This window comes from Pseudosporangium ferrugineum (assembly GCF_003002065.1).
In the GTDB taxonomy this organism is placed as follows: domain Bacteria; phylum Actinomycetota; class Actinomycetes; order Mycobacteriales; family Micromonosporaceae; genus Actinoplanes; species Actinoplanes ferrugineus_A.
The window spans coordinates 46,239-72,365 of sequence record NZ_PVZG01000006.1 but is presented as its reverse complement, the minus strand read 5'-3'; the positions used below and the strand labels follow the sequence as shown (position 1 = coordinate 72,365).

Annotated in this window: 22 protein-coding genes; 9 read left to right on the top strand and 13 right to left on the bottom strand. The window is 71.5% G+C overall.

The window, feature by feature from the left end:
- Nucleotides 1-4 precede the first annotated feature (4 nt).
- Both CLV70_RS14420 and hemL read right to left on the bottom strand, forming a co-directional pair.
- Nucleotides 5-661, bottom strand: a complete 657-nt coding sequence (locus tag CLV70_RS14420; RefSeq protein WP_106126994.1) for a histidine phosphatase family protein — start codon at nucleotides 659-661, stop codon at nucleotides 5-7.
- A complete protein-coding gene (hemL, locus tag CLV70_RS14415) occupies nucleotides 658-2,004 on the bottom strand; it encodes a glutamate-1-semialdehyde 2,1-aminomutase (protein ID WP_106126993.1) in 1,347 nt (448 codons plus the stop codon). The genes CLV70_RS14420 and hemL overlap by 4 nt, the downstream gene beginning before the upstream one ends.
- Nucleotides 2,005-2,138: 134 nt before the next feature.
- Here hemL and CLV70_RS14410 point away from each other — a divergent pair, with 134 nt between their 5' ends.
- The gene (locus tag CLV70_RS14410; protein WP_106126992.1) at nucleotides 2,139-2,471 is read left to right on the top strand and encodes an STAS domain-containing protein; all 333 of its coding nucleotides are present in this window, start codon (nucleotides 2,139-2,141) and stop codon (nucleotides 2,469-2,471) included.
- 27 nt (nucleotides 2,472-2,498) lie between these two features.
- Here the strand turns inward: CLV70_RS14410 and CLV70_RS14405 are convergent, their stop codons facing one another.
- Both CLV70_RS14405 and CLV70_RS14400 read right to left on the bottom strand, forming a co-directional pair.
- Complete coding sequence (locus tag CLV70_RS14405; protein ID WP_106127270.1) at nucleotides 2,499-3,047, bottom strand: response regulator; 549 nt, start codon at nucleotides 3,045-3,047, stop codon at nucleotides 2,499-2,501.
- Complete coding sequence (locus CLV70_RS14400) at nucleotides 3,040-7,446, bottom strand: hybrid sensor histidine kinase/response regulator (protein WP_106126991.1); 4,407 nt, start codon at nucleotides 7,444-7,446, stop codon at nucleotides 3,040-3,042. The genes CLV70_RS14405 and CLV70_RS14400 overlap by 8 nt, the downstream gene beginning before the upstream one ends.
- Nucleotides 7,447-7,560: 114 nt before the next feature.
- Between CLV70_RS14400 and CLV70_RS14395 the strand changes: the two genes are divergently transcribed.
- The 3 genes from CLV70_RS14395 (at nucleotide 7,561) to CLV70_RS14385 (ending at nucleotide 11,433) form a co-directional block, all read left to right on the top strand.
- Nucleotides 7,561-9,573 carry a SpoIIE family protein phosphatase gene (locus CLV70_RS14395; protein WP_106126990.1) on the top strand — a complete coding sequence of 671 codons (2,013 nt, stop codon included), beginning with the start codon at nucleotides 7,561-7,563 and terminating at the stop codon, nucleotides 9,571-9,573.
- A gap of 182 nt (nucleotides 9,574-9,755) precedes the next feature.
- Entirely contained in the window at nucleotides 9,756-10,316 is a 561-nt protein-coding gene (locus CLV70_RS14390) for a dihydrofolate reductase family protein (RefSeq protein WP_106126989.1), read from the top strand.
- A gap of 490 nt (nucleotides 10,317-10,806) precedes the next feature.
- On the top strand, nucleotides 10,807-11,433 hold the full coding sequence (locus CLV70_RS14385; protein ID WP_106126988.1) for a dihydrofolate reductase family protein: 627 nt from the start codon (nucleotides 10,807-10,809) through the stop codon (nucleotides 11,431-11,433).
- Nucleotides 11,434-11,922: 489 nt separating this feature from the next.
- Here CLV70_RS14385 and CLV70_RS14380 read toward each other — a convergent pair whose 3' ends face one another.
- Nucleotides 11,923-13,077: an FAD-binding oxidoreductase gene (locus tag CLV70_RS14380; RefSeq protein WP_170148617.1), complete on the bottom strand. Its 1,155-nt coding sequence runs from the start codon at nucleotides 13,075-13,077 to the stop codon at nucleotides 11,923-11,925.
- A gap of 158 nt (nucleotides 13,078-13,235) precedes the next feature.
- On the opposite strand from CLV70_RS14380, the gene CLV70_RS14375 reads away from it, so the two are divergent.
- Nucleotides 13,236-15,323, top strand: a complete 2,088-nt coding sequence (locus CLV70_RS14375; RefSeq protein WP_106126987.1) for a S9 family peptidase — start codon at nucleotides 13,236-13,238, stop codon at nucleotides 15,321-15,323.
- Nucleotides 15,324-15,391: 68 nt separating this feature from the next.
- Here the strand turns inward: CLV70_RS14375 and CLV70_RS14370 are convergent, their stop codons facing one another.
- Genes CLV70_RS14370 through CLV70_RS14345 form a run of 6 tightly spaced genes read right to left on the bottom strand, consistent with a single transcriptional unit; the run spans nucleotide 15,392 to nucleotide 20,983 of the window.
- Nucleotides 15,392-16,930 carry a fused response regulator/phosphatase gene (locus tag CLV70_RS14370; RefSeq protein WP_106126986.1) on the bottom strand — a complete coding sequence of 513 codons (1,539 nt, stop codon included), beginning with the start codon at nucleotides 16,928-16,930 and terminating at the stop codon, nucleotides 15,392-15,394.
- Complete coding sequence (locus tag CLV70_RS14365) at nucleotides 16,927-18,246, bottom strand: sensor histidine kinase (protein ID WP_211303763.1); 1,320 nt, start codon at nucleotides 18,244-18,246, stop codon at nucleotides 16,927-16,929. Before CLV70_RS14365 ends, CLV70_RS14370 begins: the two co-directional genes overlap by 4 nt.
- A gap of 20 nt (nucleotides 18,247-18,266) precedes the next feature.
- Nucleotides 18,267-19,298, bottom strand: coding sequence for an ATP-binding SpoIIE family protein phosphatase (locus tag CLV70_RS14360; protein ID WP_106127268.1), 1,032 nt, complete (start codon nucleotides 19,296-19,298; stop codon nucleotides 18,267-18,269).
- Complete coding sequence (locus tag CLV70_RS14355) at nucleotides 19,295-19,705, bottom strand: ATP-binding protein (protein WP_106126984.1); 411 nt, start codon at nucleotides 19,703-19,705, stop codon at nucleotides 19,295-19,297. The genes CLV70_RS14360 and CLV70_RS14355 overlap by 4 nt, the downstream gene beginning before the upstream one ends.
- Nucleotides 19,702-20,112: an STAS domain-containing protein gene (locus CLV70_RS14350; protein WP_106126983.1), complete on the bottom strand. Its 411-nt coding sequence runs from the start codon at nucleotides 20,110-20,112 to the stop codon at nucleotides 19,702-19,704. Before CLV70_RS14350 ends, CLV70_RS14355 begins: the two co-directional genes overlap by 4 nt.
- A 4-nt stretch (nucleotides 20,113-20,116) precedes the next feature.
- Nucleotides 20,117-20,983 carry an STAS domain-containing protein gene (locus CLV70_RS14345; protein WP_106126982.1) on the bottom strand — a complete coding sequence of 289 codons (867 nt, stop codon included), beginning with the start codon at nucleotides 20,981-20,983 and terminating at the stop codon, nucleotides 20,117-20,119.
- A 188-nt stretch (nucleotides 20,984-21,171) separates the two neighbouring features.
- Here CLV70_RS14345 and CLV70_RS14340 point away from each other — a divergent pair, with 188 nt between their 5' ends.
- From CLV70_RS14340 to CLV70_RS14330, 3 genes are all read left to right on the top strand, one after another.
- Nucleotides 21,172-21,525 carry an anti-sigma factor antagonist gene (locus CLV70_RS14340; RefSeq protein ID WP_106126981.1) on the top strand — a complete coding sequence of 118 codons (354 nt, stop codon included), beginning with the start codon at nucleotides 21,172-21,174 and terminating at the stop codon, nucleotides 21,523-21,525.
- 94 nt (nucleotides 21,526-21,619) lie between these two features.
- Nucleotides 21,620-22,060 carry a large conductance mechanosensitive channel protein MscL gene (gene mscL, locus CLV70_RS14335; protein ID WP_106127267.1) on the top strand — a complete coding sequence of 147 codons (441 nt, stop codon included), beginning with the start codon at nucleotides 21,620-21,622 and terminating at the stop codon, nucleotides 22,058-22,060.
- A gap of 63 nt (nucleotides 22,061-22,123) precedes the next feature.
- Nucleotides 22,124-22,357, top strand: coding sequence for a hypothetical protein (locus CLV70_RS14330; RefSeq protein ID WP_106126980.1), 234 nt, complete (start codon nucleotides 22,124-22,126; stop codon nucleotides 22,355-22,357).
- A gap of 211 nt (nucleotides 22,358-22,568) precedes the next feature.
- Here the strand turns inward: CLV70_RS14330 and CLV70_RS14325 are convergent, their stop codons facing one another.
- Both CLV70_RS14325 and CLV70_RS14320 read right to left on the bottom strand, forming a co-directional pair.
- Nucleotides 22,569-23,471 (bottom strand): zf-HC2 domain-containing protein, encoded by a 903-nt coding sequence (locus CLV70_RS14325; protein WP_106126979.1) that lies wholly within the window; start codon nucleotides 23,469-23,471, stop codon nucleotides 22,569-22,571.
- Nucleotides 23,472-23,833: 362 nt separating this feature from the next.
- Nucleotides 23,834-24,472, bottom strand: coding sequence for a CGNR zinc finger domain-containing protein (locus tag CLV70_RS14320; protein ID WP_106126978.1), 639 nt, complete (start codon nucleotides 24,470-24,472; stop codon nucleotides 23,834-23,836).
- 229 nt (nucleotides 24,473-24,701) lie between these two features.
- On the opposite strand from CLV70_RS14320, the gene CLV70_RS14315 reads away from it, so the two are divergent.
- On the top strand, nucleotides 24,702-26,066 hold the full coding sequence (locus tag CLV70_RS14315; RefSeq protein WP_245908224.1) for an RICIN domain-containing protein: 1,365 nt from the start codon (nucleotides 24,702-24,704) through the stop codon (nucleotides 26,064-26,066).
- The last annotated feature ends 61 nt before the right edge of the window (nucleotides 26,067-26,127 follow it).

The following is a 26,127-nucleotide window of genomic DNA, read 5'->3' as shown; positions in this document are numbered from 1 at the left end:
CGGGTCAGGCCCCCTTGGCGTTCCTGGCGCCGGGCGACATCGCGACCAGGGCGGCGGCGGGCTCGGAGTAGTCGATGCCGACCACCTTGGCGTCCTCGAAGCGGAACGACGTCAGGCTCGCCAGCCCGCACTGCCGGCGCCGGGGGTCGTGCCACAGGCGCTTCTTCTCGACGTAGCGGCGCAGCGTCCAGATCGGAAGCTGGTGCGACACGCACACCGCCTCGTGCCCCTCGGCGGCGACCCGCGCGGCCTGCACCGCGGCGAACATCCGCTGCGCGATCACCAGGTAGGCCTCGCCCCAGCTGGGGGTGATCGGGTCCCGCAGGACCCACCAGTTGCGCGGGTTGGTGAAGGCGCCGTCGCCGACCGACACCTTCTTGCCCTCGAAGAAGTTGGCGCTCTCGATCAGCCGGGTGTCGGTCGCAGTCTCCAGCTTGAACTGCTCGGCGAACGGCTCGGCCGTCTCCTGCGCGCGCTCCAGCGGGCTGGCCACCACGTGCGTGACGTCGCGGTCGGCGAGGGCCTCCGCGGCGGCCTTCGCCATCTGCCGGCCGAGCTCGGAGAGGTGGAAGTCGGGCAGCCGGCCGTACAGGATCTTGGCCGGGTTGTGCACCTCGCCGTGCCGCAGCACGTGCACCGTGGTCCGGGTCGGTTCCGTCATGAGCTGCTCCCCGCTGCCGCCGCCGCGCGTGCCGCCGCCGGCAGCGCCGCCCCGATCGTCTCCAGCGCGGCGTCGTCCAGCGCCGTCGACACGAACCACGACTCGTAGGCGCTCGGCGGCAGGTAGACCCCGCGGCTGAGCATCGCGTGGAAGAACGCCTTGAACGCCGCCGCGTCCTGGGTCCTCGCCGAGTCGTAGTCGACGACGTCCGCCTCGGTGAAGAAGATCGAGAACATGTTGCCCGCGGTCGACAGCCGGTGCGGGACACCGGCCGTGGTCAGCGCGTCGGTGGCGAGCCCGCTCACCGTGGCGGCGAGCTCGTCGAGGCGCTTGTAGACACCGTCGTCGGCCAGGCGCAGGCTGGTCAGCCCGGCGGCGCAGGCGAGCGGGTTTCCGGAGAGCGTGCCGGCCTGGTAGACCGGCCCGGCCGGGGCCAGCCGGGACATGATCCCGGCCCGGCCGCCGAAGGCCGCGGCGGGCAGACCCCCACCCATGACCTTCCCGTACGTGAACAGGTCGGCGTCGACCGGCTCGAGCCCCGCCCAGCCGCCGGCCGAGACCCGGAAGCCGGTCATCACCTCGTCGACGATGAGCAACGCGCCGTTCGCGTGGGCGATCTCGGCGAGCCGCCGGTTGAAGCCGTCCCGCGGCGCGACGACGCCCATGTTCCCGGCCGCCGCCTCGGTGATGATCGCGGCGATGTCGTCCTGCTCGGCGAAGACCGCCTCCACCGCCGCCACGTCGTTGTACGGCACCACGATCGTCTCGCTCGCCGCCGCGCCGGTGACGCCGGGCGAGTCGGGCAGCCCGAGGGTCGCCACCCCGGAACCGGCCGAGGCGAGCAGGGCGTCCACGTGGCCGTGATAGCAGCCGGCGAACTTCACGATCTTGGACCGGCCGGTGTAGCCGCGGGCCAGCCGGATCGCGGTCATCGTCGCCTCGGTGCCCGAGCTGACCAGGCGCACCTGCTCGACCGGGGTACGCCGGACGATCTCCTCGGCCAGCTCGACCTCGCCCTCGGTGGGGGTGCCGAAGCTGGTGCCCTGGGCCGCGGCGGCCTGCACCGCGGCGACGATCGCCGGGTGCGCGTGGCCGTGGATGAGCGGGCCCCAGGAGCAGACGAGGTCCACGTAGCGGCGCCCGTCGGCGTCCACCATCCACGGGCCCTCGCCGCGTGCCATGAACCGCGGCACGCCGCCGACGGCCCGGAACGCACGCACGGGTGAATTGACCCCGCCGGGCACGATGGCCTGGGCGCGGTCGAAGAGCGTCTGGGAGGCCGGGGCGTCCTCCGGATACGGAGTGCTGCCGGCGCGGTCTGAGGTGGTCACGGCAGATCCCATTCTGTCAGCGCGGTCGGGGTGGCGTCCGGCCAGCCCCGCACGAGGGTTGTTCACATCACCTTGCACCCCGCGCGCGACCCGGCCGCCACCGCGTCCGGCAGGCCGGAACCGGCCACCCGCGATAGGGTGGCGGGGTGGAGCGCCCGGAGCTGTCCATCGCGGTTGACCGCGCCCCCGACGAGGTCGTCTTCCACCTCGCCGGGGAGATCGACGTGCTCACCGTGACGCGGCTGTCCGCGATGGTCAACGAGGTCCTCCAGGAGCCCGAGCTGCCCGCCCGCCTCGTGCTGGACATGGCCGGCGTCACCTTCTGCGACTCCCAGGGCCTCGGCACGCTGGTCGTGCTCAGCCGCAAGGCCCAGCACGCCCGCGCGGTCCTCGCCCTCACCAACGTCGGCGACTTCCTGCTGCGGGTGCTGGACATCACCGGCCTGCGCTCGGCGCTGATGATCTCCTCCACCGCCTGACCGTTTCCGGTCATCCCCGCCGCGGACTCAGGTGCCCCAGCGGGCCTTCTCCAGCAGCTCCAGCGCCTCGGCCGGGGCGTTCCCGGCGCCGGACCGCAGCTTCTGGGCGGCCTCGTCGACGAGGTCGGTCAGCCGCTGCCACTGGGCGTCGCGCTCCCTGGTTGCCTCCGCCTGCGCCTTGAGCTGCTGCGTCTTGGTCCACAGCTCGACGAAGATGGAGACCTTGGCGCGCAGGACCCACGGGTCGAACGGCTTCGTGAGGTAGTCGACCGCGCCGACCGCGTAACCCCGGAGGGCGAGCTGGGCGTCGCGGTCGGCCGCGGTGAGGAACAGGATCGGGACGTGCCGGGTGCGCTCGCGGCGCTTGATGTGGCCGGCCGTCTCGAACCCGTCCATGTTGGGCATCTGGGCGTCGAGCAGGATGACCGCGAAGTCGTCCACGAGGAGCTGCTTCAGCGCCGCCTCGCCGCTCTCCACCGCGACCGCCTGCACAGGCAGGCCCTGCAGGATCGCCTCCAGGGCGAGCAGGTTGTCACGCCGGTCGTCGACCAGCAGGGCCTTGGCGCGGTCAGCCACGCTCACTCTCCGTCCCGGTGCTGTCGGAGGCGTTCACCCACCGGGCCATGAGCTCGATGAGCTGATCCAGGTCGACGGGCTTGGTGATGTAGTCACTCGCCCCCGCCGCCAGCGCCGATTCGCGGTCGCCGGGCATCGCCTTCGCTGTCAGGAACACTACCGGTAGGTCCTGGAAGCGCTGGTTGCGGCGAATCCCGCGGGTGGTCTCGTAGCCGTCCTGGTCGGGCATCATCGCGTCCATCAGCACGATGTCCACCTCCGGGTGCTCGGCCAGCAGCCGGACGCCGTCGACCCCGTTGTCCGAGTACAGGACGTTGAGGCCGTGCATCTCGAGGGCGCTGGTCAGGGCGAAGACGTTGCGGACGTCGTCGTCGACGATCAGCACCGTGGCGCCGTCCAGCTGCCGGCTCGCCGGGCTCACCTGGTGCGGCTCCGGATCGGGCTGGGCGGTCAGCAGCGGCAGGTCGAGCGACGACAGCGTCCCCGCCCGCGCCGGCCGCGCGGCGTCCAGCGGGAGTTGCTGCACCGGCGTCGACGCCGGCATCGTGTCGGGCATCAGCGCGTCCGGCATGTAGAGGGTGAACGTGGAACCCTCGCCCGGCACCGACGACACCACGATCGTGCCGCCGAGCAGCGCCGCGAACTCCCGGCTGATCGACAGGCCCAGGCCGGTGCCGCCGTACTTGCGGCTCGTGGTGCCGTCGGCCTGCTGGAACGCCTCGAAGATCAGGTTGAGCTTCTCGTCGGAGATGCCGATGCCGGTGTCGGTGACCGCGAACGCCACCACCTGCCGCGCCGCCGACAGCGACGGGATGTCGAACTCGGTGTCCGGCTGCGCCGGGAAGATGCTCAGCGTGACGGAACCCGAGTCGGTGAACTTGACCGCGTTCGAGAGCAGGTTGCGCAGGATCTGCTGGAGCCGTTGCGCGTCGGTGACGATCGACTCGGGCAGATCGGACGAGACGTCCACCCGGAACCCGAGCCCCTTCTCGTCCGCCTGCGGCCGGAACGCCTGCTCGACGTAGCTGCGGACGCCCTCGAAGTCGACCTGGTCCGGCTCGACGTCCATCCGGCCCGCCTCGATCTTGCTGAGGTCCAGGATGTCGTCGATCAGCGACAGCAGGTCCGAGCCGGCGCTGTGGATCGTGCGGGCGAACTCGATCTGCTTCTCGGTCAGATTGCGGTCCGAGTTCTCCGCGAGCAGGCGGGCCAGCAGGAGCAGGGAGTTCAGCGGCGTACGCAGCTCGTGGCTCATGTTCGCCAGGAACTCCGTCTTGTACGCCGAGGCACGCGACAGCTGCTGCGCCTTCTCCTCCAGCCCCAGCCGGGCCAGTTCGATCTCCCGGTTCTTCGTCTCGATGTTGCCCTTCTGCTCGCTCAGCAGCTGCGCCTTGTCCTCCAGCTCGGCGTTGGTGCGCTGCAGCTCCGCGGACTGGTCCTGCATCTCGCGGGCCAGGCGCTGCGACTGGGCGAGCAGTTCCTCCGTACGCCGGTTGGCCTGGATGGTGTTGAGCGCGATGCCGATCGTGGCGACCAGGCGCTCGAGGAAGGTCAGGTGCAGCCCGCTGAACGCGGCGACCGACGCGAACTCGATGACGCCGAGCATCTCGCCCTCGAACAGCACCGGCAGCACGACGAGGTCGCTGGGCGGCATCGACATCAGGCCGGAGCGCATGGTCAGCACGCCGTCGTGGGTGGCCCGCACCCGGATCGTGCGCCGCGACACGGCCGCCTGCCCGACCAGGCCCTCGCCCGGCCCGAACGTGACCTCGTGGTTGCGGGCGACGTAGCCGTACGCCGCCGCCAGCCGCAGCCGCATCACCGCTTCCTCGTTGTCGACCAGGAAGAACGCGCCGAGCTGGGCGTCGACCAGCGGGGTCACCTCGGTCATGATCATGCGGCAGACCTCGCCCAGGTCGCGCTGGCCCTGGAGCAGGCCGCCGATCCGCGCCAGGTTGGAATCCAGCCAGCCCTGCTCGGCGTTCGCCTTGGTCGTCTCGCGCAGGGTCACGATCATCTGGTTGATGTTGTCCTTGAGCTCCGCCACCTCGCCCTGGGCCTCGACGGCCACCCGCTGGGTCAGGTCACCCCGGGTCACCGCGGTGGACACCTCGGCGATCGCGCGCAGCTGCGTGGTCAGCGTGGAGGCGAGCTGGTTGACGTTGTCGGTCAGGTCACGCCACGTACCCGAAACGCCCTTGACCTGGGCCTGGCCGCCCAGCTTGCCCTCGATGCCGACCTCGCGGCCGACCCGGGTCACCTCGTTGGCGAACGACGAGAGCTGGTCGACCATCGTGTTGACGGTGTCCTTGAGCTCGAGGATCTCGCCGCGGGCGTCGACCGTGATCTTCTGCGACAGGTCACCGCGGGCGACGGCCGTGGTGACCGACGCGATGTTGCGGACCTGCGCGGTCAGGTTCGACGCCATGTAGTTGACGTTGTCGGTCAGGTCACGCCACGTGCCCGCCACCCCGCGCACCTGCGCCTGACCACCCAGCTTGCCCTCCGAGCCGACCTCGCGGGCCACCCGCGTGACCTCGTCGGCGAACGACGACAGCTGGTCGACCATCGTGTTCACGGTCGACTTCAGCTCGAGGATCTCGCCCTGGGCGTCGACCGTGATCTTCTGCGACAGGTCACCGCGGGCGACGGCGGTGGAGACCTGGGCGATGTTGCGGACCTGCGCGGTCAGGTTCGACGCCATCGAGTTGACGTTGTCGGTCAGGTCACGCCACGTGCCCGCCACCCCGCGCACCTGCGCCTGACCACCCAGCTTGCCCTCGGTGCCCACCTCGCGGGCCACCCGGGTCACCTCGTCGGCGAACGACGACAACTGGTCAACCATCGTGTTCACGGTCGACTTCAGCGCCAGGATCTCGCCGCGGGCGTCGACCGTGATCTTCTGCGACAGGTCACCCTTCGCCACCGCGGTGGTGACGGAGGCGATGTTGCGGACCTGGCTGGTGAGGTTGGAGGCCATGTAGTTGACGTTGTCGGTCAGGTCACGCCACGTACCCGAAACGCCCTTGACCTGAGCCTGACCGCCCAGCTTGCCCTCGGAACCGACCTCGCGGGCCACCCGGGTCACCTCGTCGGCGAACGACGAGAGCTGGTCGACCATCGTGTTCATGGTGTTCTTGAGCTGCGCGATCTCGCCCCTCGCGTCGACCGTGATCTTCTGCGACAGGTCGCCCTTGGCCACGGCCGTGGAGACCTGGGAGATGTTGCGGACCTGGTCGGTGAGGTTCGCGGCGAGCTGGTTGACGTTCTCGGTCAGGTCCCGCCACGTGCCGGAGACGCCGCGCACCTGCGCCTGACCGCCCAGCCGGCCCTCGGTGCCCACCTCGCGGGCCACCCGCGTCACCTCGTCGGCGAACGACGAGAGCTGGTCGACCATCGTGTTGACGGTGTCCTTCAGCTCCAGGATCTCGCCCTGGGCCGCCACCGTGATCTTCTGCGACAGGTCGCCCTTCGCCACCGCGGTCGAGACCTGGGCGATGTTGCGGACCTGGCTGGTCAGGTTCGACGCCATGGAGTTCACCGAATCGGTGAGGTCCTTCCAGGTGCCGGCCACGTTCGGCACGTCGGCCTGGCCGCCCAGCTTGCCCTCCGTGCCCACCTCGCGGGCCACCCGGGTCACCTGCTCGGCGAAGAGCCGCAGCGTGTCCGTCACGCCGTTCATCGTGTCGGCCAGCTCGGCGACCTCGCCGCGGGCCGAGACGGTGATCTTCTGCGACAGGTCGCCGCGGGCCATCGCCGTCGCCACCTGGGAGATCGAGCGCACCTGGTGGGTCAGGTTCGACGCCATGGTGTTCACCGAGTCGGTGAGGTCCTTCCAGGTGCCGGCGACGCCGCGCACGTCGGCCTGACCGCCCAGCTCACCCTCGGTGCCGACCTCGCGGGCCACCCGGGTGACCTCGCTGGCGAACGACGACAGCTGGTCGACCATCGTGTTGACGGTCCGGCCGATCCGCAGGAATTCACCCCGCAGGGGTCGCCCGTCCATCTCCAAAGCCATGTGCTGGGAAAGATCGCCCTCGGCCACGGCGACGATGACCCGGGAGATCTCCGTGGTCGGCCGCGCGAGATCGTCGATCAGCGAGTTGACCGAACGGACGCTGTCCGCCCACGCCCCGTCGAGGCCCTCCTCGTCCAGGCGGTCGGTGAGCCGGCCCTCGCGCCCGACCGTACGGCTGATCCGCCGTACGTCCAGATTCTGCCGCTCCTGGAGCGACACGACCTCGTTGAACGCGTCCACGAGCTCGCCGAACGTGCCGCTGCGCCGCGCCAGCCGGACCTTGAGATCGCCGCGACGGACCCGACGCAGGGCGTCGGCGACCTCATCGAGCAGGGCGGTCTCGTCGGCCACGCCGACGCTGACCTCTTTCGCCGCAGTCATGCTGTTCCTCACTCGCTGTCCAACGCCGGGGGGCGTCCCATCATCCCTCGGCCGGCGGGGTCATTGCGAGACGTGGCTTTGTGCATCGAGCCGTGGACAGGAGAGGATGCAGTCGTGTCGGTGGAGGCGGGACAGACGACGGGCGCCCTGGTCCGGCGGGTCCGGCTGCCCAACGACCGGCGTACGCCCGCCGCCGCGCGCGCCCTGGTCCGCTCGGTGCTGGAGGAGGCCGGCCTCGACGCGCTGGTGAACGAGGCGCTGCTGCTGACCACGGAGCTCTCCACGAACGCGGTCGTGCACGCCGGCACCGAGCTCGACATGGAGGTCGCGGCCGACGCGGGCGGCCTCACCGTCACCGTCACCGACTTCGCCCCCGGCCCGGTCGAAGAACTCGCGGTCGGCCCGCGAAACGACAAGACGGACATCGGCGAGGTCGCCGAGCGCGGCCGCGGCCTGCTGCTCGTCGACCACTTCGCGAGCCGCTGGGGCACCGTGCACGAGGGCACCGGCAAAGGCGTCTGGTTCTATCTCGAGAGCCGCGGCGGCTCCGAGACGGCCGCCGCGCTGCCGGTGGCCGAGGGCGACGCCACCCCCAGCGTCGGCGAGCTGACCGCCCTGTTCCAGACCGACCCGGAACGCCCCACCGAGGAAGCCCTCGCCGACTTCGCCACCGACCTGCTCGTCCGGCTCTCCCGGCTGACCGGCGCGACCGGCGGGGTGGTCCGGCTCGACCGCGGCGACGGCGGCGGGCGGCAACTCCTCGCCCGGCACGGCCGGGCACCCCGCGACGACGCCGCCACCATCCGGGTGCCCCTCTCCGTCCAGCGACCGTACGCGGGTGAGCTCGAGCTCGATTCCTCCCCGGAGGGCTACGCGCTCCCGCTCGCCACGATCGTCGCCGAACGGCTCTCGCTGCACCTGGAGAACGACCGGCTGCGGCGCACCGACCTGCGCCGGCAGACCTGGCTGACCTTCCTCGCCGAGGCCAGCGAGCTGCTCGCCCAGTCCCTCGACGTCAACCTGACCATGGCCCTGATCCCGCAGCTCGTCGTCCCCCGGCTGGGCCAGTGGTGCGCGGTGCACACCACCGACGCGTGGGGCCGCCTCCAACTCGCCGCCGCCACCCACGCCGACGAGGCCGCCGTCTCGCAGCTGCACGGCACCCTCTCCGAGACCGGCCCCGAATCGGTCCTCGCCCGCCTCGAGGAGGCGTCCCGCCTCGGCCAGCAGGTGATGTTCGGCTCGCCGTCGGAAGGCTTCGCGGTGCCCCTGGTCGCCCGCGGCCAGCGCCTCGGCACCCTGGCGGTCGGCCGGCACCTGCGCCACCGCCACGACGTCGACGAGGTCGCGGTGCTCGAGGACGTGGCCCGCCGGGCGGCGCTCGCCATCGACAACGCCCGCATCCACGACGAACGGCACAAGGTCGCGCGTACGCTCCAGGCCTCGCTCCTGCCCCCGGCCCTGCCCCACGTCCCCGGCGTCGGTTTCGCGGCCGAATACGTCCCCACCGGCTCGGAGGTCGGCGGCGACTTCTACGACGTGGTCCCGGCCGGCGACGGCTGGATCGTGGTGGTCGGCGACGTCTCCGGCAAGGGCGTCCAGGCGGCAACGGTGACCGGCCTCGTCCGCGACGTCATCCGCATCCTGGTCGACGACGGCAAACCGATGACGGAAGTCCTCTGCCGCGTCAACCGCACCCTCGTCCAGCGCGGCGGCGGCCGCTACTGCACCCTGGCGATGGCCTCGGTCACCCGCAGCGGCGACGACCTCGAGGTCTGCCTCCACCTGGCCGGCCACGACCGCGCGGTCCTCGTCCGAGCGGACGGCAAGACCTCCTTCGTGGGCGAGGGCGGCACGGCCCTCGGCCTCCTGGAGACCATCACCTCCCCGGACGCGGCGGTGACCCTGCACCCGGGCGACTCCCTGATCTTCTACACCGACGGCGTGACCGAACGCCGCCGAGGCCGCGAACTCTTCGGCACGGACCGCCTCCGCGAGGCGGCGGCCCCACTGGCGGGCTACCCGGCGGACGTGATGGCGGCCCGGCTGCGCTCCACGACGATCAACTTCTCGGTCGAGGAACCGCGCGACGACATCGCGATCCTGGTCCTCCGCAACGACGCCTGAACCCCCGGCTCCCGGCGGCGCGGTCCCGCGTGCCCCTCTTGGCCGCTCTCTCCGCGTGCCCCTCTTGGCAGCTCTCTCCGCGTGCGCTCCTGGCCGCGTGCTCCCGCGTGCCCCTCTTGGCCGCATGCTCCCGCGGGCCTCTCGGGCGGCGTTCTGTCGGACCCCCGTGGCAGGGTGACGGCGTGGCAAAGACGCAGTACTACACGGCAACCAGCATCGACGGCTTCATCGCCGACCAGCACAACTCGCTCGACTGGCTCTTCGAGGTCGACGAGGACACCAACAACCCGTTCGGCCCCTTCTTCGCGCAGGTCGGCGCGTTCGCGATGGGCGCCACGACATACCGGTGGGTCCTCGAACACGACGCCCTGATCGAGAAACCGATCAAGTGGGCGGACTACTACGGCGACACGCCGGCCTGGGTCTTCACCCACCAGGACCTCCCCCGGGTCCCCGGCGCCAACCTGACCTTCGTCCAGGGCGACGTCCGCCCGGTCCACGAGGCGATGACGGCGGCGGCCGGGGAGAAGAACCTGTGGATCGTCGGAGGCGGCGAGCTGGCGGGATCTTTCGCGGATGCGGGACTGCTGGATGAGCTGATCCTGGGGGTGGCACCGGTGACGCTGGGAGCGGGAGCGCCACTGCTGCCACGGCGTCTTGCGGCCTCGCGGTTGTCGCTGAGATCCCTGGAACAGAGCGGACAGTTCGCCTACCTGACGTACGAGGTGGGCAAGCCGGCCTGACACCCGGCGCCTGACCGCAGCACCGGGCACATCGCCGGGGCCCGGTGCCCGGTCGCGGCGCGCCTGGAGGCAGCAGCCGGCCGTGCGGGTGCCGGGCGGCGGGCGGGCGCGCGGGTGCCGGGCGGCGGGCGGGCGCGCGGGTGCCGGGCGGCGGGCGGGCGCGCGGGTGCCGGGCGGCGGGCGGGCGCGGCGCGGGCGGCGGGCGCGACGGGCGGCGTGGGCGGCGGGCGCGACGGGCGGCGTGGGCCCTGATGCGGCGCCTGGACGCGGCAGCCTGGCACGGTCCTCGGGCGCGGCGGCCTGGCGCAGCACTTGTGCCCGGCGCCTGACCGCAGCGCTTCGGCTCGGTGCCTGGCGTAGTGGCCGGGAGTCGGGCCGGGCAGTCCTCGGCCCTGTCGCCGGTCGGCGGATAGCGCTGTTGTTCGGTGACCGGCGGGTGGGGCCGGCGGTGGTCTGGTCGATCCGACCTTTTTGTCGCCTGTGTCGTGGCATGGTGTTTGTCGTGGCGAAGACTCAGTACTACACCGCGGCCAGCATCGACGGCTTCACCGCCGACCTGGACAACTCGCTCGACTGGCTGTTCGAGGTCGACGAGGGCACCGACAACCCGTTCGGCGCGTTCTTCTCCAATGTCGGCGCCTTCGCGATGGGCGCCACCACGTACGAGTGGGTGCTGCAGAACGATAACGTCGTCGAGGAGCCCGGCAACTGGCACGAGATGTACGGCAACGTGCCCTGCTGGGTCTTCACCCACCGCGAACTCCCCCTGGTCCCCGGCGCCAACATCTTCATGGTCAGCGGGGACGTACGCCGCGTGCACGAGGCGATGACGGTCGCCGCCCAGGGCCGCAACGTCTGGCTGGCCGGCGGCGGCGGCCTGGTCTCCGAGTTCGCCGACGCCGGCCTCCTCGACGAGATCATCCTGGCCGTCGCCCCCGTCCTGCTGAACGCGGGCACGCCACTGCTGCCCCGCCGGCTGTCGTCACGCCAGCTCGCCCTCACCAACGTCGCGCAGATGGGCCAATTCGCCTACCTCACATACGCGGTGGGCGTGCTCGCCGACCTCGGCCGCCACCTGGCCGCCGACGCCCTCGGCCGCTCCCCGGTAACCCTCTGAAGCGCCCGGCAACCCGACCGCCGGCTCGACGGAGGACGGCCGACCTGGGCGCCGGCGAGCGCGGCGACGGGTAGCGCCCGGTTACGGCCAGCGCGCCGCTGCGGGAAGCACGCGGCAACGGGGGGCGAGCTGCGGGGATGCTGTCAACCGGGCGGGGCAGCCGGGCGCGCGGGCGGGGCAGTGGTCGGAGGCAGGGACGCCGGCGACCGGCGGCGGGGCAGCGGTCGGAGGCGGTGGGTGCAGGCGGCGGCTGACGAGTGGCCGGCCGCGGCGGCGGTTCCGCGGCGCCGGCAGCTGACCTGGGCGAGGGCAGCGGACACAGGCGGCGGGCGCAAGCAGCACGCACGAACACGCGAGCCACGAGCCACGCGAGCCACGAGCCACGCGAGCCACGAGCCACGCGAGCCACGAGCCACGCGAGCCACGAGCCACGCGAGCCACGAGCCACGCGAGCAGCGGCAGCGGCAGCGGCAGCGGCAGCGGCAGCGGTTAGAACATGTCGTGGCGGCTGGCCATGTCCAGCTCCTCTCCGATTTCTCGGGGGGCGGCCACCACCACGCATTGCCCGCCCCTTGCCAGCAGGACGCCTCGCACCGCGTCCAGGATGCCTTCCACCCTTTCCGGGGGGAGGGTGCCCGGGAGCACCGCGTGGACCGTTCCCCTTCCGGCCGAGCCTCGGACCGGGACGGGCATTCCCGCGACGTCGCGGAGGGCGTACACCGCGGCCTGGAGGTCTGCGGTCGGGACCTCGATGCGCAGGGCCACGTCGGCCGGGGTGAAGGGGTAGCGGCCCCACCAGGGTGGGGCGAGGGGGGAAGTTGTCGCGTCCGGGCCGAAGGCCTTTTCGAGGCGGGTGGCTCGGTCGGTCACGTCCGGCGGGTCTCCTTCCAGCAGGACCGCGAGGACTCCGGAGGGTGGGGTTGCCGATAGGTCGACCTCGATGGCGCTCGGGGTGAGGCGGCGGGTGAGGGTTTCCTGGACGAGTTCGTAGATGTCGCGGGGGCTGGTGACCGGGGCTGTCACCCAGCGGCGGGCCGAGGGCAGGGGCTCGACGTGGACCTGGGCGGAGAGGATCACGCCGTCGATCTCTGCGATGCCGGGGCGGCCGTTCTCGCCGTCGGAGGTGGCTGCTTCGCCTTTGCTCGTCACGTACGCGATGTGGTTGACCTGGTGGGCCGCCGTGCCGAAGCGGTGGCGCAGCGGGCCGGTCTCGTTCAGGGCGAGCATGCCGCCGAGGGTTGCCGAGGGGGACGGCGGGTCCGTCGCGAGGCGCTGGCCGCGGAGGGCGAGTGCCGCCTGGACAGCTTTGAGGGGCGTGCCGGCGCCGACCTCGGCCGTCATCGCGCGGACGTCGTGGTTCCAGATGCCGTCGAGGCGGCTCGTGTCGAGGATCAGGTCGACGCCGGGCGGGGGCGTACCCCAGTCGATTTTGGATCCGGAACCTCGCGGGATGACCGCCAGGCCCCGCTCGGCGGCCAGGCCCATGGTGTCGGCGACCGCCTGGGTGGTGGCCGGGGCCGCCACGAAGCTGGCGCGGCGGCCGGCGACGGCATCGGGCGCTCCGGCCCGGCGGGCGAAGTCCGGGCCGCAGATGTCGATCAAGGCTCGCAGCAGCGGCTCACGGGCGGGCAGATCCGTCCCCATCGCACCTCCCCCGCGTTGATCGCTCCGGAGATCGTCCACTCTGGCACATCGTACACATGTTCGAACGGTCCGGGGAGCCGTCCGGCCGTGGGGCACCGGGCGAGGCATGCCTGTGGATAACGCGATCGGCCCCGGATCGACCGGTAACGTGGACAACCGTGACGACCGACATGCCCACGACCCCGCCCGCGGTCCGCCAGGCGCCCACCGAGCGCACCTTCCACGGCGACACGGTCACCGACGAGTTCTCCTGGCTTGCCGACAAGGAGAATCCGGACACGATCGCCTATCTCGAGGCGGAGAACGCCTGGACGAAGCGGGCGACCGCCCACCTGGAGGGGCTGCGGAGCACGATCTTCGAGGAGATCAAGGGCCGCACCCAGGAGACCGATCTGTCCGTGCCCCAGCGCAAGGGCGGTTACTGGTATTACACGCGCACGGTCGAGGGCAAGCAGTATGGCATCCAGTGCCGCGTCGCGGCCGGCCCGGACGAGGTCGATCCGCCGGCCACCGGCGACGGGGCGCCGCTGCCCGGCGAGGAGGTGCTGCTCGACGGCAACGAGCTGGCGGAGGGCAAGAAGTTCTTCGCGCTCGGCACGTTCGACGTCACACCTGACGGCACCCGCCTGGCTTACTCGGTCGACTTCGACGGCGACGAGCGGTTCGTGCTGAAGGTCAAGGATCTGCGTACGGGCGAGACGTTCGCCGACGAGGTCCCGGACACGTTCTACGGCAGCGCCTGGTCGGCGGACGGGTCGACGCTGTTCTACATCACGGTGGACGACGCGTGGCGGCCGTGGCGGGTGTGGCGGCACACCGTCGGGCAGCCGGCGGCCGACGACGTGATCGTCTACGAGGAGGCCGACGAGCGGTTCTGGGTCGGCGTCGAGCTCAGCCGCAGCGAGAAGTTCATCGTCATCGACGCCAACAGCAAGGTCACCTCCGAGGTACGCGTGATCGCCGCGGACAACCCCACGGCCGGGCCCGCCGTGATCCGGGAGCGGGTGCAGGGCGTCGAGTATTCGATCGAGCACCACGGGCACCGCTTCCTGATCCTGCACAACGAGAACGCCGAGGACTTCGCGCTGGCGTACACCTCGGTGGACAATCCGGGCGATTGGGTGGAGCTGATCCCGCACACCCCGGGCACCCGGCTCGAGGCGGTCGACGCGTTCCAGCGGCACCTCGTCGTCTCCCTACGCCGCGACGGGCTCACCGGGCTGCGGGTGATCACCGACGGCAGCACCGACTCGTACGACATGGAGTTTCCCGAGCCGCTCTACAGCGTGGGCCTCTCCAACAACCCGGAGTACGACACCAACCTCGTGCGCATCTCGTACACGTCGATGGTCACGCCGGATTCGGTGTACGACGTGGACCTGATCACCCGCGCAATGGTGCTGCGCAAGCGCAAGGCGGTGCTCGGCGACTTCGACCCGGACGCGTACGAGCAGTTCCGGGAGTGGGCGGTGGCGGACGACGGCACGCGGGTGCCGATCTCGATCGTGGCGCGCAAGGGCACCCCGCGGAACGGGACGGCGCCACTGCTCCTGTACGGCTACGGCTCGTACGAGATCAGCATGGACCCGTATTTCTCCATCGCCCGGCTGTCCCTGCTGGACCGGGGCATGGTCTACGCGATCGCGCACGTCCGTGGCGGCGGCGAGATGGGCCGCCGGTGGTACGAGGACGGCAAGATGCTGACCAAGAAGAACACGTTCACGGACTTCGTGGCGTGCGCGCGGAGCCTGGTGCGGTCGTCGTGGACCAGCCCGGAGCGCATCGTGGCGCGCGGCGGTTCGGCCGGCGGCCTCCTGATGGGCGCGGTGGCCAACCTGGCGCCGGACGCGTTCGCCGGCATCGTCGCGCAGGTGCCGTTCGTCGACCCGCTCACCTCCATCCTCGACCCGTCGCTGCCGCTGACCGTCACGGAGTGGGAGGAGTGGGGCAACCCGCTGGAGAACGCCGACGTGTACGCCTACATGAAGTCCTACAGCCCGTACGAGAACGTCGCGAAGCTGAAGTATCCGGCGATCCTGGCGGTGACCAGCATCAACGACACCCGCGTGCTGTACCACGAGCCGGCCAAGTGGATCGCCCGGTTGCGCGCCACGGCGCCGGACGGGACGTACCTGCTGAAGACGGAGATGGGCGCGGGGCACGGCGGCCCGAGCGGACGCTACGACTCCTGGAAGGAGGAGGCCTTCGTGACGGCCTGGATCCTCGACACGGTCGGCCTGGCCTGACCGCCCACCCACCCGCACCCGGCTCCCACGCCGGGCCGGGCGGGGCCGAGGCGGGACGCGGGTCGGGGTCAGCTGCGGCGGAGGGCGACCACCGCGATGTCGTCCGCCTGTTCGCCCGCGCCAGCCAGCTGCACCAGGAGCCGCTGGCAGAACGCGTCCAGGCTCGTTTCCACCCGGCTCGCGCACGCGGACAACGCTGACAGGCCGACGTCGATGTCGCTGTCGCGGCGTTCGATCAGGCCGTCCGTGTAGAGGACCAGGGTGCCGCCGCGGGGGATCACGAACTCCAGGTCCTCCGGGCGGGGGGCGTTGATGCCGAGCAGCGGGCCGCGCGGGTTCAGGAAGCGGGCGTTGCTGCCGTCCACGTGGAGGAGCGGCGGGAGGTGGCCCGCGCTGGCCAGTCTGACCCGGCCGGTGTCCGGTTCGAGGGTCAGGAGGCAGAGGGTCGCCGATTCCGTCGGCAGGACCGTGCGCATGAAGCGGTTGACCAGTTCGAGGACCGCTCCCGGCGGGTGGCCCTCCACCGCGTACGCGCGGACCGCGTGGCGGAGCTCGGCCATCACGGTTGCCGCGTGCAGGGAGTGGCCGGCGACGTCGCCGATCGCCACCAGGAGGCGGCCGTCCAGCATGGTCAGTTCGTAGAAGTCGCCGCCCACCTCGGTCTGGGCGCCCGCCGGCTCGTAGCGGACCGCCAGTTCCAGGCCGGGCACGTCGGGGAGGCGGGACTGGAGGAGGCTGCGCTGGAGGGTGACCGCGATGCGGTGCTCCTCGTCGTACGAGCGTTGCGCCTCGACCGCGGCGGCGACGGCCTGGGAGAGCTGGCGCAGGACCGGGAAGCCGGGGGTCTGGGAACTGCTCGCCACCGCGACGTACACCGGCGTGCGGTCGGCGCGGAGTTTGGCCGAGGCCACCGCCACGGATTCCTGGTCCGGCCAGTCGACCAGGGTCCAGGCCGTCGGCTGCTCCGTGCGTACGGTGGAACCGACCGCCGTTTCGTGGTGCTCGACCGTCCACGGGCGCACCGCGGCGGGATGGCCGTCCGCGATCGCGGCGAGGCCGTCGCCGTCCGCCGTCTCCGCGACCACCACGACCGGGCCGCCGAAGATCTGGTAGGCGCCGTCCGCCGCCGCCTGCAGGAGGCCGACCAGCGTCGACGCCGCGTTGATCGCCAGGGTGGTCTCGGCCAGCTTGATCATGCGGGCGGCCAGCGACTCGGCGCGCTGGCGGGCCCGGTAGTAGCGCAGCACCGCCTGGGAGGTGGCGATCAGCTCGTCCGGCTCGATCGGCTCGACCAGGTACGCGTCCGCGCCACGGTTGAGCCCCTGCGTGCGGTCGACCACGTCCACCGCGTGCGCCGAGACGTGGATCACGGGCAGTACGCCGTACTCGGGATCGGTCTTGATTCTCTCGCAGACCTCGAAGCCGCTCATGTCCGGCAGCTTCACGTCGAGCACGACCAGGTCGACCTCGGTCTCGCCGAGCGTCGCGAGCGCGGCCCCGCCGGTCTCCGCCTCGACCACCGTGAACCCGGCCCGCGACAGCCAGCTCACCAGGAGGTACCTCTTGGTGGCGCTGTCGTCGACCACCAGGACGGTGGCCGGAGTCATGGCGACACCGGCAGCGAGACGACGAACGTGCTGCCCTCGCCGGGTGCGGACGAGACGCGCAGGGCACCGCCGAGGATGCCGACGAGGCGGCGGGCGTACGGAAGGCCGAGGCCCGTGCCCTTGCCGCTCAACGCCTGGCTGCCGGGCACCTGATAGAACTCCTCGAAGATGCGTTCGTGCAGATCGGGCGGGATGCCGGTGCCGGTGTCCGCGACCGTGAACTCGACGTCGTCGCCGACCGCGGCCACGCTGAGCCGCACCGAGCCCTCCGCCGTGAACTTGATCGCGTTCGTCAGCAGGTTACGCAGGATCTGGGCGAGCAGCACCTCGTCCGAGCGCAGGCGCGGCACCGCCGGCTCGTCCACGATGAACTCGACCTCGGGCCGGGTGGCGAGCGGTCGCAGGGTGCCGCGGAGCTGGCCGAAGACCGCCTTGAGGTCCACGTCGGACCACTCCGGCTCGATCCGGCCCGCCTCCGCCTTGGCGAGGTCGAGCAGGTCGTTGACCAGCGACAGCAGGTCCGAGGCGGACGCGCGGATCAGTTCGACCTGGCGCGACTGCTCCTCGGTGAGCTTGTCGGACGCTTCGTCGGTGAGCAGCCGCCCCAGGCCGATGATGGCGGTGACCGGGGCGCGCAGCTCGTGGCTGACGTTCGCCAGGAAGCGGCTCTTCGCCTCGCTGGCGGCGCGCAGCTGCACCGACTTCTCGTCCAGCTCGGCGTAGAGCGCCACCACGCCGCGGTTGGTCTCCTCCAGCTCGTCGGAGAGCTGGTGGTACAGCGCCATCACGCCGCGGTTGGTCTCCTCCAGCTCGGCGTTGAGCCGGGCCAGGTCGTCGCGTTGCGCGCGTACCTCGTCCAGCGCCGCGATGAGCTGCTGGTTCTGCACCGTCAGCTCGTCGAGGGGCGTACCCGGCACGTGGCCGGAGAGCCGGTCGCGAATCTCGTCCATACGGCCGGGGGTCAGAGCCGGTGAGCTCGGCGGCAGACGTCGGGACATCCGCACGACCGTACCGGTCTCCCCATCCCCTACCTCCAACGTGTCGACCAGGCGACTCACCTGGGTCAGCTCCAGGCGCAGCCGATCACCGTCCCCGGAAACCGGATGCGCCATCTCTACCAGAAGGGTAGGTACCCCGATCGTCGTCGTCGTGAACGCCACGTCCGTCTCGTGGCCCGCGGCGACCAGCAGCCGGCCGACCTCGCTGAGCGCCGTGGCGAGCCTGGTCTGGTCCTGCGATTCGAGCCCGACGGCGCGCGCGACCTCGCGTCCGAGCTGCCGGACGGTGAAGACGTCCTGCTCGGATCGGATACGCATGCGCGTCAGCGGCTCCCGTTTCATGGCAACCGGGCCACGAGTACGCCGGCATCGTCGCGCCGCGTTCCGGCGTCCCGCAGCACCGTCGCCGCGATGACCTGCGGCGAATGGGACAACAGGGCCGGGTAGTCGGTCACCTTCCAGCGGTCGACCACGCCGTCGGAGTGCATGAGCACCACCGCCTCCGGGGCCAGCGGGTAGTCGTACTCCCGGATCTGCCGCCGCTGGTGCCCGGCGATGCCCGGCAGCGAGACCATGCCGCGCCGCGCGCCGCCCGGCGACAGGACGGTGCCGGAGATGTTGCCGAGGCCCGCATAGCGGACCAGACCCGCGTCGGGGTCCAGCTCGGCGACGGCGATCGCGGCTCCGCGGGTGTGTCCGAGCGTACGGTGTAAAAGGTCCAGAAGCGCAGCGGGCGGCTGCGCGGGCGCACCCCGGAAGACGCGTACGGCCTCCTGAGCAGCCGCGTGAGCGAGCCGCCCGTGCCCGAGCCCGTCACACACCATGACCTGGCGCCGGCCGTCGGCGGTGCGGAAGGCGTACGCGTCGCCGCTGACCGGTTCGCCGGTCAGCGGGCGGGTGAGCCCGGCGGCCCAGGCCGGCGCGGGCGCCCTGCCCGGCCACACCTGCGCGACGAGCACCGTTCCCCGGCCCGGCACCGAATGCAGGTCCGACCAGCTCGCCTGGCGGACGATGGCGCCGAGGCCGATGCCGAGCGTGCCCGCGGTGGAGTGGCCGTCGCCGATCGACCGGGGCACGTCGCTCATGCCGGGGCCCTTGTCGATCGCGATCAGCTCGATGCCCGCTGGGTCCTCGTCGCGGACCGGCCGCACCAGCAGCGTTCCCTGGTCGGCGTGCTTCACCAGGTTTCCGGCGGCCTCCGAGGCGACGATCGAGAGGTCCGCGGTGCGCGACTCCGGCATGCCGAGCTCGGCGGCGAGCCGTTCGGCCGTGCGGCGCACCGAGGCGGCCGTGGCGGCCTCCTCCACCCGGAACCAGACCCCCGCGTCGAGAAGTCCCTCCGGTAGCGAAGCCACCGCGCCTCCGCTCATCGGCACCACTTGGTCACGCTGATGGTCGTACCTTTACCGACCGCCGTGTCGATGGCGAACTCGTCGACCAGCCGGCGGGCACCGCTGAGCCCCAGCCCCAGCCCGCCCCCGGTGGTGTACCCGTCGGTGAGGGCCAGGTCGAGGTCCGGGATACCCGGCCCCTGGTCGGCGAAAACGATCTGGATGCCGGCCCGGCGGCCGTTCTCGACGCGGGTCACCTCGACCGTGCCGCCCCCGCCGTAGACGAGGGTGTTGCGGGCCAGTTCGCTGGCGGCCGTCACCAGCTTGGTCTGATCCACCAGTGACAACTTCACCGCGACCGCTACCGTACGCACGAGCTGGCGTACCCGGACGACGTCCTGGTCGGAGGTGACCGCGATCCGCTCGGCGGCGCCCCCGGCGGTCATGGGGTGGTGACCGCCGGCTCGTCGGCGTCGTCGTCCCGGTCCTCGTCGTCCTCGGCCCGTTCCCGGGCGAGCAGCTCCATGCCCAGCTCGACGTTGAGCGCGGTGCGGATCCCCGGCAGCGAGAGCCCCAGCTCGACGAGCGTGATCGCCACGGCGGGCCGCATGCCGACGACGACCGTCTCGGCGTCGAGCACCCGGGAGATCGAGGCGATGGTGGCCAGCGTCCGCCCCACGAACGAGTCGACGATGTCGAGCGCGCTGATGTCGATGATCACGCCGTGGCAGCCGCTCGCCACGATCCGCTCGGCCAGGTCCTCCTGCAGTTGCAGGGCGACCTGGTCCTCCATGTCGATCTGGATGGAGACCAGGAGGATGTCGCCGATCTTCAGGACCGGCACGCGTTCCATCGGGTCAGCCCTCCCGGCGCGACGGCTTCTGCGTCACCTTGTCGCCCGTCTTGCGCAGCACGTGCCGCAGCGCGTCCGCGAGCGAGGCCTTGGTGGCGATGTCGCCGAACTCGATGCCCAGCGCCACGATCGTCTGGGCGATCTGCGGGCGGATGCCGGAGATGATGCAGTCGGCGCCCATCAGGCGGGCGGCCACCACGGTCTTGAGGATGTGCTGCGCGACCTGGGTGTCGACGGCGGGGACGCCGGTGATGTCGATGATCGCGTACGGCGAGCCGGTGTCGACCAGGGTCTGCAGCAGGCGCTCCATGACCACCTGGGCGCGGGCCGAGTCGAGGGTGCCGACCAGGGGCACCGCGACGACGCCCTCCCAGAGCTTGACGACCGGCGTGGAGAGCTCGAGCAACTGCTCCGCCTGGTCGGCGATGAGCTCCTCGCGCGCCCGCGCGTAGCTGTCGAAGGTGAAGAGCCCGGCCCGGTCCACGAACGCCGAAAGCCCCACGTACGCCCGCAGCGTGTCCGCGTCGGTGCCGTCGCCGGCGTCCAGGACCTTCAGGACGGCTTCCTTGAGCGCGAACACGCTGACCGCGGTCTCGGTGGCGGTGAAGCCCTGCCGCGCCCGGGTGCTGGACAACTCGGCGAGCTGGGCCCGCAGCTCCGCCGCGGAGTCGTCGGTGAGCTCCTGGGCCCCGCCGGCCAGCGCCGTCTGGAAGCCCTTCTGCAGTTCCGCGGTCTGCCGTTGCAGCTCCGCGTGGCTGAGCCGGCCGCGCAGCAACGCGGCGACCTCAGCCGTCCAGGACGAGACGATGCTGTCCTCATGCTCCATGAGCAGGTCGGCGAAGCGACCGCCCTCGTCCGAACTCAGCGCCACTGCTGCCTCCCGTGACCTCTGCCGGACCGGCCTGCGCGCACGTCGCGGGCAGCCGGGCCGGACTTTACCATCGGCGTCCGCTCTTACTTGCCGTCGGCCAACTAATATCCCATGGTCAGCCGGTCTCCCCGTTCTGCGGACCGCCCGCTGCGTGGAGTAACGTTCTCGCCATAACTGGGAGGTCCTGAATGTCCCTGACGGTACAAACGGAGCAGCGCGGCGACGTCGTCGTCGTGTCGGTCGCCGGCGAGCTCGACATGGCTACCGCTCCACAACTACAGGACCAGATCAGCGACCTGCTCGAGAAGGGTCGCACCCGCCTGGTCTTCGACCTGGCCGAGGTCTCGTTCTGCGACTCCACCGGCCTGTCGGTGTTCGTGCGCGCCAAGAACAGCACCGACGACGCCGGCGGCGTGGTGCGCCTGGCCGCACCCCAGCGCGGCGTGCTGCGCATCCTCGAGGTGTCCGGGCTGGTCGAGGTGCTGCACACCTACCCGACGGTGGACGAGGCTGTCACGGCTGAGGAACCCGCGCTCGATTGAGGCGGTCGGCGTAGTTTGTCGCTGACCGGCTGCGGGCAACTGCTGCCGTCGGTTCCTTCTCGGCTCTCATGGCAGGAGTGGCTTCATGGGCTCGATGCTCAAAGGCTTCAAAGACTTCATCATGCGCGGCAACGTCGTCGACCTGGCGGTCGGCATCGTCATCGGCGCCGCCTTCACCGCCGTCGTCACCGCCTTCACCAACGCGTTCCTCAAGCCACTGATCCAGCTGATGGGCGGCGGCACCGGCACGGGCGCCGGGAAGTGGACCGTTCGCGGCGTCGACTTCGACTATGCCTCGTTCATCAACTCGGTCATCACCTTCCTGCTGACCGCGGCGGTGCTGTACTTCCTCGTCGTCTTCCCGCTGAACAAGCTCGCGGAGCGCCGCAAGCGGGGCGAGGAGCCCCCGCCGGAGGCCCCCAGCGAAGAGGTCAAGCTCCTGACCGAGATCCGCGACGCCCTCGTCCGCCAGCAGGTGGCCCCCGGCGCGGTCAACGACATCCTCGGCCGGCACCAGCAGGAACCGCCCCGCTGATCGCTTTCGGAAAAGATCAACCCACCCGGCACTGTTCGAACAGATGTTCGATACAGTGCCGGGATGGAACAGCGTAAGCACTGGTGGAACGGCAGATGGGGACGCGTCGCCCGCAAGGACGTGTATCTGCGAACGAGCGGCGACCAGTGGTACGTGGAACAACGCGCGGGCGGCGCGGACGGAGTCTCGCACTTCTTCGAGTACGACAGCGAGGACGCCGCCTTCGACATGGTCCGAGCTCTGCTGACCGGCACGGACGAGTGGCGTGAACTGTCCGTCCGCCCCCGCGAACGCTGATCCGGCCCCGGAGCCGGCGCCACCGCGCACGCGACCCGGGTCCGGGGCCGGCACATGGCCTTCGGGTCACATGGCGCGGCGGGCCGGGACGTCGCGTTCGGAGCCACCCGCCCGGCGGTCCGGCACATGGCGTTCGGCTCTCGCGGCCCGGCGGGCCGGAACGTCGCGTTCGGGTAACCCCATGCCGGGCGGGCCGGACGTCGCGTTCGGGTTACGCGGCGCGGCGGTCCGGGGTTGTGGGCTCGTGGGTGGCGGTCAGGGGGCCGCGGGGGACCAGGCGAAGCTTGGGCGGGCGGGGCGCGTTCTCGCCCTCCGCCGCCTCCTCCTGTGCCAGGTGCCAGCGGCTGCCGAGGCCGGACCGGTCGCCCGGCGGCTGGGCCGAGCCGCCGCCGACCCGGGTCAGCGCCACCACGAGCAGGTAGCCGAGCAGCACGAAACCGTGGCTGACCAGGCGGGTCGCATCCACCCGGGCCGCCGACAGGTCGTTGACCGACAGCAGCAACAGCATCCCCACGAACGCGGTCAGCATCGGCACCAGACCGGCCGGCCGGTTACGCCGCAGCGCGATGAACAGGAAGCCGGCCCCCACCGCCACGTTCCAGGCCGCCGACTCGTGCCACAGGTGCCCGGGGGTCGCGTCGACGCCGCTGTGCACATGCAGGCTGCTGGCCGCGCCGCCGACCTGGTCAAGTCCGAGAATGAGTTGCACCGCACCGACCGCGGCGAGAGCCACGTAGAGCGTGGCGGTCACCCGGGCCCGCCACGGCACCTTGACCCCGGCATCCGCTCCCGCCTCAGGCCGCGAGACGGCGAACCACTCCCTCAGCCGGCCGCCCCACAGCGCCCGCCCGGACCGCGATGACAGGCTTCCGGCCTCCCCGGTTGCCGGCGGTGCGCCGGGAACGGCGAGGGCGGCGAGAATCGAGTCGGTGAGGTCCGGCACGTCGGTCACCAGGCCGGTACGCGTCAGCCGGTTGACCGCCGCAGCCCGCTCGAACCACTCCCGGCAGCCGGCACACCCGGCCAGATGCTCGTCGACCCGTCCCCTGTCGGCCGGATCGTCCTCGCCGTCCAGTTGCGCAGACAGCATCTCGCGCCACCGCTCACACGCCATGTACCCATAGTCGCCCGCCGAAGCCCGCTGGTTCCCGCCACTCCCCCGACAACCGCGCCGACCTCGGCCGACACGGCCAGAACGACGCAACCGGGGCGACGCGGTTGGGGCGACATGGGCGGACCAGGGCGACGTGGGCGGACCAGGGCGACGTGGGCGGACCAGGGCGACGTGGGCGGACCGGGGCAACACGGGCGGAGCAGGGCAAAGCGGGCCGAGCAGGGCAACCCGGGCGTCGCGGACCTGCGCGGGGACGGCGCGGGCTATACCGGGGCAGTTAGGACCAGGCCGGGGCGACACGACCGGGATCGGGGTTACGCGGTCCAGCCGGCGCGGGCGGGGTGGCGCGGCGGGGGTTGGCGTCAGGCCAGGTCGGGGCGTTGGACCGACGGGCCGGGCTGGCCGCCCGTGCCGCCCATCAGGCGCTTGCGTTCCCGGAAGGCCCTCAAGTTGGCCGTGTTGCCGCAGGTGCTCACGTCGTGCCAGACGCCGCTGTTGTTGCGGGACGTGTCGAAGAAGGCGGCCCGGCACTCGAGGTTGTTGCACAGTTTGAGCCGCGGCCACAGCCCCGCCTGCTGGGCGAGGAGCGCCTCCGCCCAGAGCGCCGACGCGAGCCAGCGGGTGCCGCGGCCGGCCGGGATCATCCGGACCCAGCCTTCGGCGTCGGGGACCAGGCTGACCGGCACGTCGGCCGGGGGCAGGGCGCCGTCCTGGGTGGCGCCGCGGCCGCTGCCGGCGAGGATCACGCCCTCGAAGGTGGTGCGGAGGCGGCGCAGCGAGCGGAGGTCGGTCGAGGAGAGCAGCAGCACGGGGGCAGGCAGGCCGACGACGCGGGACCAGGTGGCGAGGGCCTCGCTGAGCCAGCGCTGGGCGTCGTCCTGCGAGGCGAGCAGGTCGGCGCCGTACGACATGGTGGCCCGGGTGTTGATCAGGTCCTGCAGGAGGGCGAGGCCGGCGGGCGCCTCGCGTACGCCGTGCCGGGCACTTGCCTTCCATGACATAGGCGAAGGGTACTTGATTCTTTTTCTCCGCCACATCCACCGGTCGCCTGATCGGCCGGCCCGTCAAGGGCTCCACGCAGCGCATTCCCGTCCTGACCCACAGTTGATCTTCGTTGGGATCGGCACTTGAATTAACTATTAGTCTTCTTAACCTTGTGCCCACCACATCGATGACTGAAGATGTCCGCAGCGGCCGCCGTCCCCGCCCCGACTCCCCCGAGGAACCGACATGGTGCGAAGTTCGCTCCGCCGTGCCCTGATCACGGCCATGGGGCTGCTCACTGCCGCCACCACCCTCGCCACACCGCAGGCCCACGCCGCCCCGGCGACCGCCGCCCCGGCCCACGCCGCCCCGGCGACCGCCGCCCCGGCCCACGCCGCCCCGGCGACCGCGGCCCCGGCAGCCGCCGCCCCCTTCAAGGTCCTGGCCTTCTACAACGGCACCTGGGACGCCGCGCACATCGACTTCGACAAGGAGGCGCGCGACTGGTTCCCCCGGGCCGGCGCCCAGTACGGCTTCACCTGGGAGGCCACCACCGACTGGAGCCGGCTCAGCGCGAGCGGGCTCTCGGCGTACAAGGTGATCATGTTCTTGGACGACGGCCCGCCGGCGGACCGGCGCGCCGCGTTCCAGCAGTACGTGCAGAACGGTGGCGCCTGGCTGGGCTTCCACGTGAGCGCCTTCACCACCGACGCGAACTCGTGGAGCTGGTACTACAACACGTTCCTGGGCTCGGGGAACTTCCAGACCAACACCTGGGGGCCGACCGCCGAGACGCTGCGGATCGAGGACCGCGATCACCCGTCCACCGCCGGCCTCCCGACCACGATCACGTCCTCGGTCAGCGAGTGGTACTCGTGGAGCCGCGACCTGCGCCAGAACCCGGACATCGACGTGCTGGCCTCGATCGACGCGTCGAGCTTCCCGGTCGGCTCCGACCCGAACCAGCAGTGGCGCAGCGGCTACTACCCCCTGCTGTGGACCAACCGGAACTACAAGATGCTGTACGCGAACTTCGGACACAACGGGATGAACTACGAGACGAACACCCGTACGTCCTCGACGTTCGCCAGCGCGCAGCAGAACCAGTGGCTGATCAACGGCCTGCTCTGGCTCGGCGGCTCGACCGGCACCACGCCGCCGCCGGCCGACCCGATCGACCCGGCCCGGTGGTACACGCTGACCAACCGGAACAGCGGGAAGTGCGTGGACGCGCGGGCCGCCGGAACCACCAGCGGCACGCCGATCCAGCAGTACGCCTGCAACACCTCGAACGCCCAGCAGTACCAGTTCGCCACGGTCACCGGCTCCTACGTACGCGTCAACAATCGCGGCAACAGCGCTCAGGCGCTCGACGTGACCAACGTGTCGGCTGCCGACAACGCGCCGATCCAGACGTGGGCGTACTCGGGTGGCACCAACCAGCAGTGGCAGCCGGTCGCGGAGGGGGACGGCTACTACCACCTCGTGAACCGCAACAGCGGGAAGTGCCTCGACGTGCCGGCCGCCTCGACCGCCGACAGCGTCCAGCTCGTCCAGTACGCCTGCAACGGCACCGCGGCGCAGAGCTTCCGCCTGACCGCCCAGCCGTGACCGCGTAGGAGCGCGACCGGACCGGTCCGGTCGCGCTCCTACACTGAACCTTTTCAACGTG

Bases quoted from the DNA above. Each gene is read 5' to 3' on its own strand.
- CLV70_RS14420 (WP_106126994.1), bottom strand. From the start codon at position 661: ATGACGGAACCGACCCGGACCACGGTGCACGTGCTGCGGCACGGCGAG.
- hemL (WP_106126993.1), bottom strand. From the start codon at position 2,004: ATGGGATCTGCCGTGACCACCTCAGACCGCGCCGGCAGCACTCCGTAT.
- CLV70_RS14400 (WP_106126991.1), bottom strand. From the start codon at position 7,446: ATGACTGCGGCGAAAGAGGTCAGCGTCGGCGTGGCCGACGAGACCGCC.
- CLV70_RS14385 (WP_106126988.1), top strand. From the start codon at position 10,807: ATGGTGTTTGTCGTGGCGAAGACTCAGTACTACACCGCGGCCAGCATC.
- CLV70_RS14380 (WP_170148617.1), bottom strand. From the start codon at position 13,077: ATGGGGACGGATCTGCCCGCCCGTGAGCCGCTGCTGCGAGCCTTGATC.
- CLV70_RS14370 (WP_106126986.1), bottom strand. From the start codon at position 16,930: ATGACTCCGGCCACCGTCCTGGTGGTCGACGACAGCGCCACCAAGAGG.
- CLV70_RS14365 (WP_211303763.1), bottom strand. From the start codon at position 18,246: ATGCGTATCCGATCCGAGCAGGACGTCTTCACCGTCCGGCAGCTCGGA.
- CLV70_RS14360 (WP_106127268.1), bottom strand. From the start codon at position 19,298: ATGAGCGGAGGCGCGGTGGCTTCGCTACCGGAGGGACTTCTCGACGCG.
- CLV70_RS14355 (WP_106126984.1), bottom strand. From the start codon at position 19,705: ATGACCGCCGGGGGCGCCGCCGAGCGGATCGCGGTCACCTCCGACCAG.
- CLV70_RS14350 (WP_106126983.1), bottom strand. From the start codon at position 20,112: ATGGAACGCGTGCCGGTCCTGAAGATCGGCGACATCCTCCTGGTCTCC.
- CLV70_RS14340 (WP_106126981.1), top strand. From the start codon at position 21,172: ATGTCCCTGACGGTACAAACGGAGCAGCGCGGCGACGTCGTCGTCGTG.
- mscL (WP_106127267.1), top strand. From the start codon at position 21,620: ATGCTCAAAGGCTTCAAAGACTTCATCATGCGCGGCAACGTCGTCGAC.
- CLV70_RS14330 (WP_106126980.1), top strand. From the start codon at position 22,124: ATGGAACAGCGTAAGCACTGGTGGAACGGCAGATGGGGACGCGTCGCC.
- CLV70_RS14325 (WP_106126979.1), bottom strand. From the start codon at position 23,471: ATGGCGTGTGAGCGGTGGCGCGAGATGCTGTCTGCGCAACTGGACGGC.
- CLV70_RS14320 (WP_106126978.1), bottom strand. From the start codon at position 24,472: ATGTCATGGAAGGCAAGTGCCCGGCACGGCGTACGCGAGGCGCCCGCC.
- CLV70_RS14315 (WP_245908224.1), top strand. From the start codon at position 24,702: ATGGTGCGAAGTTCGCTCCGCCGTGCCCTGATCACGGCCATGGGGCTG.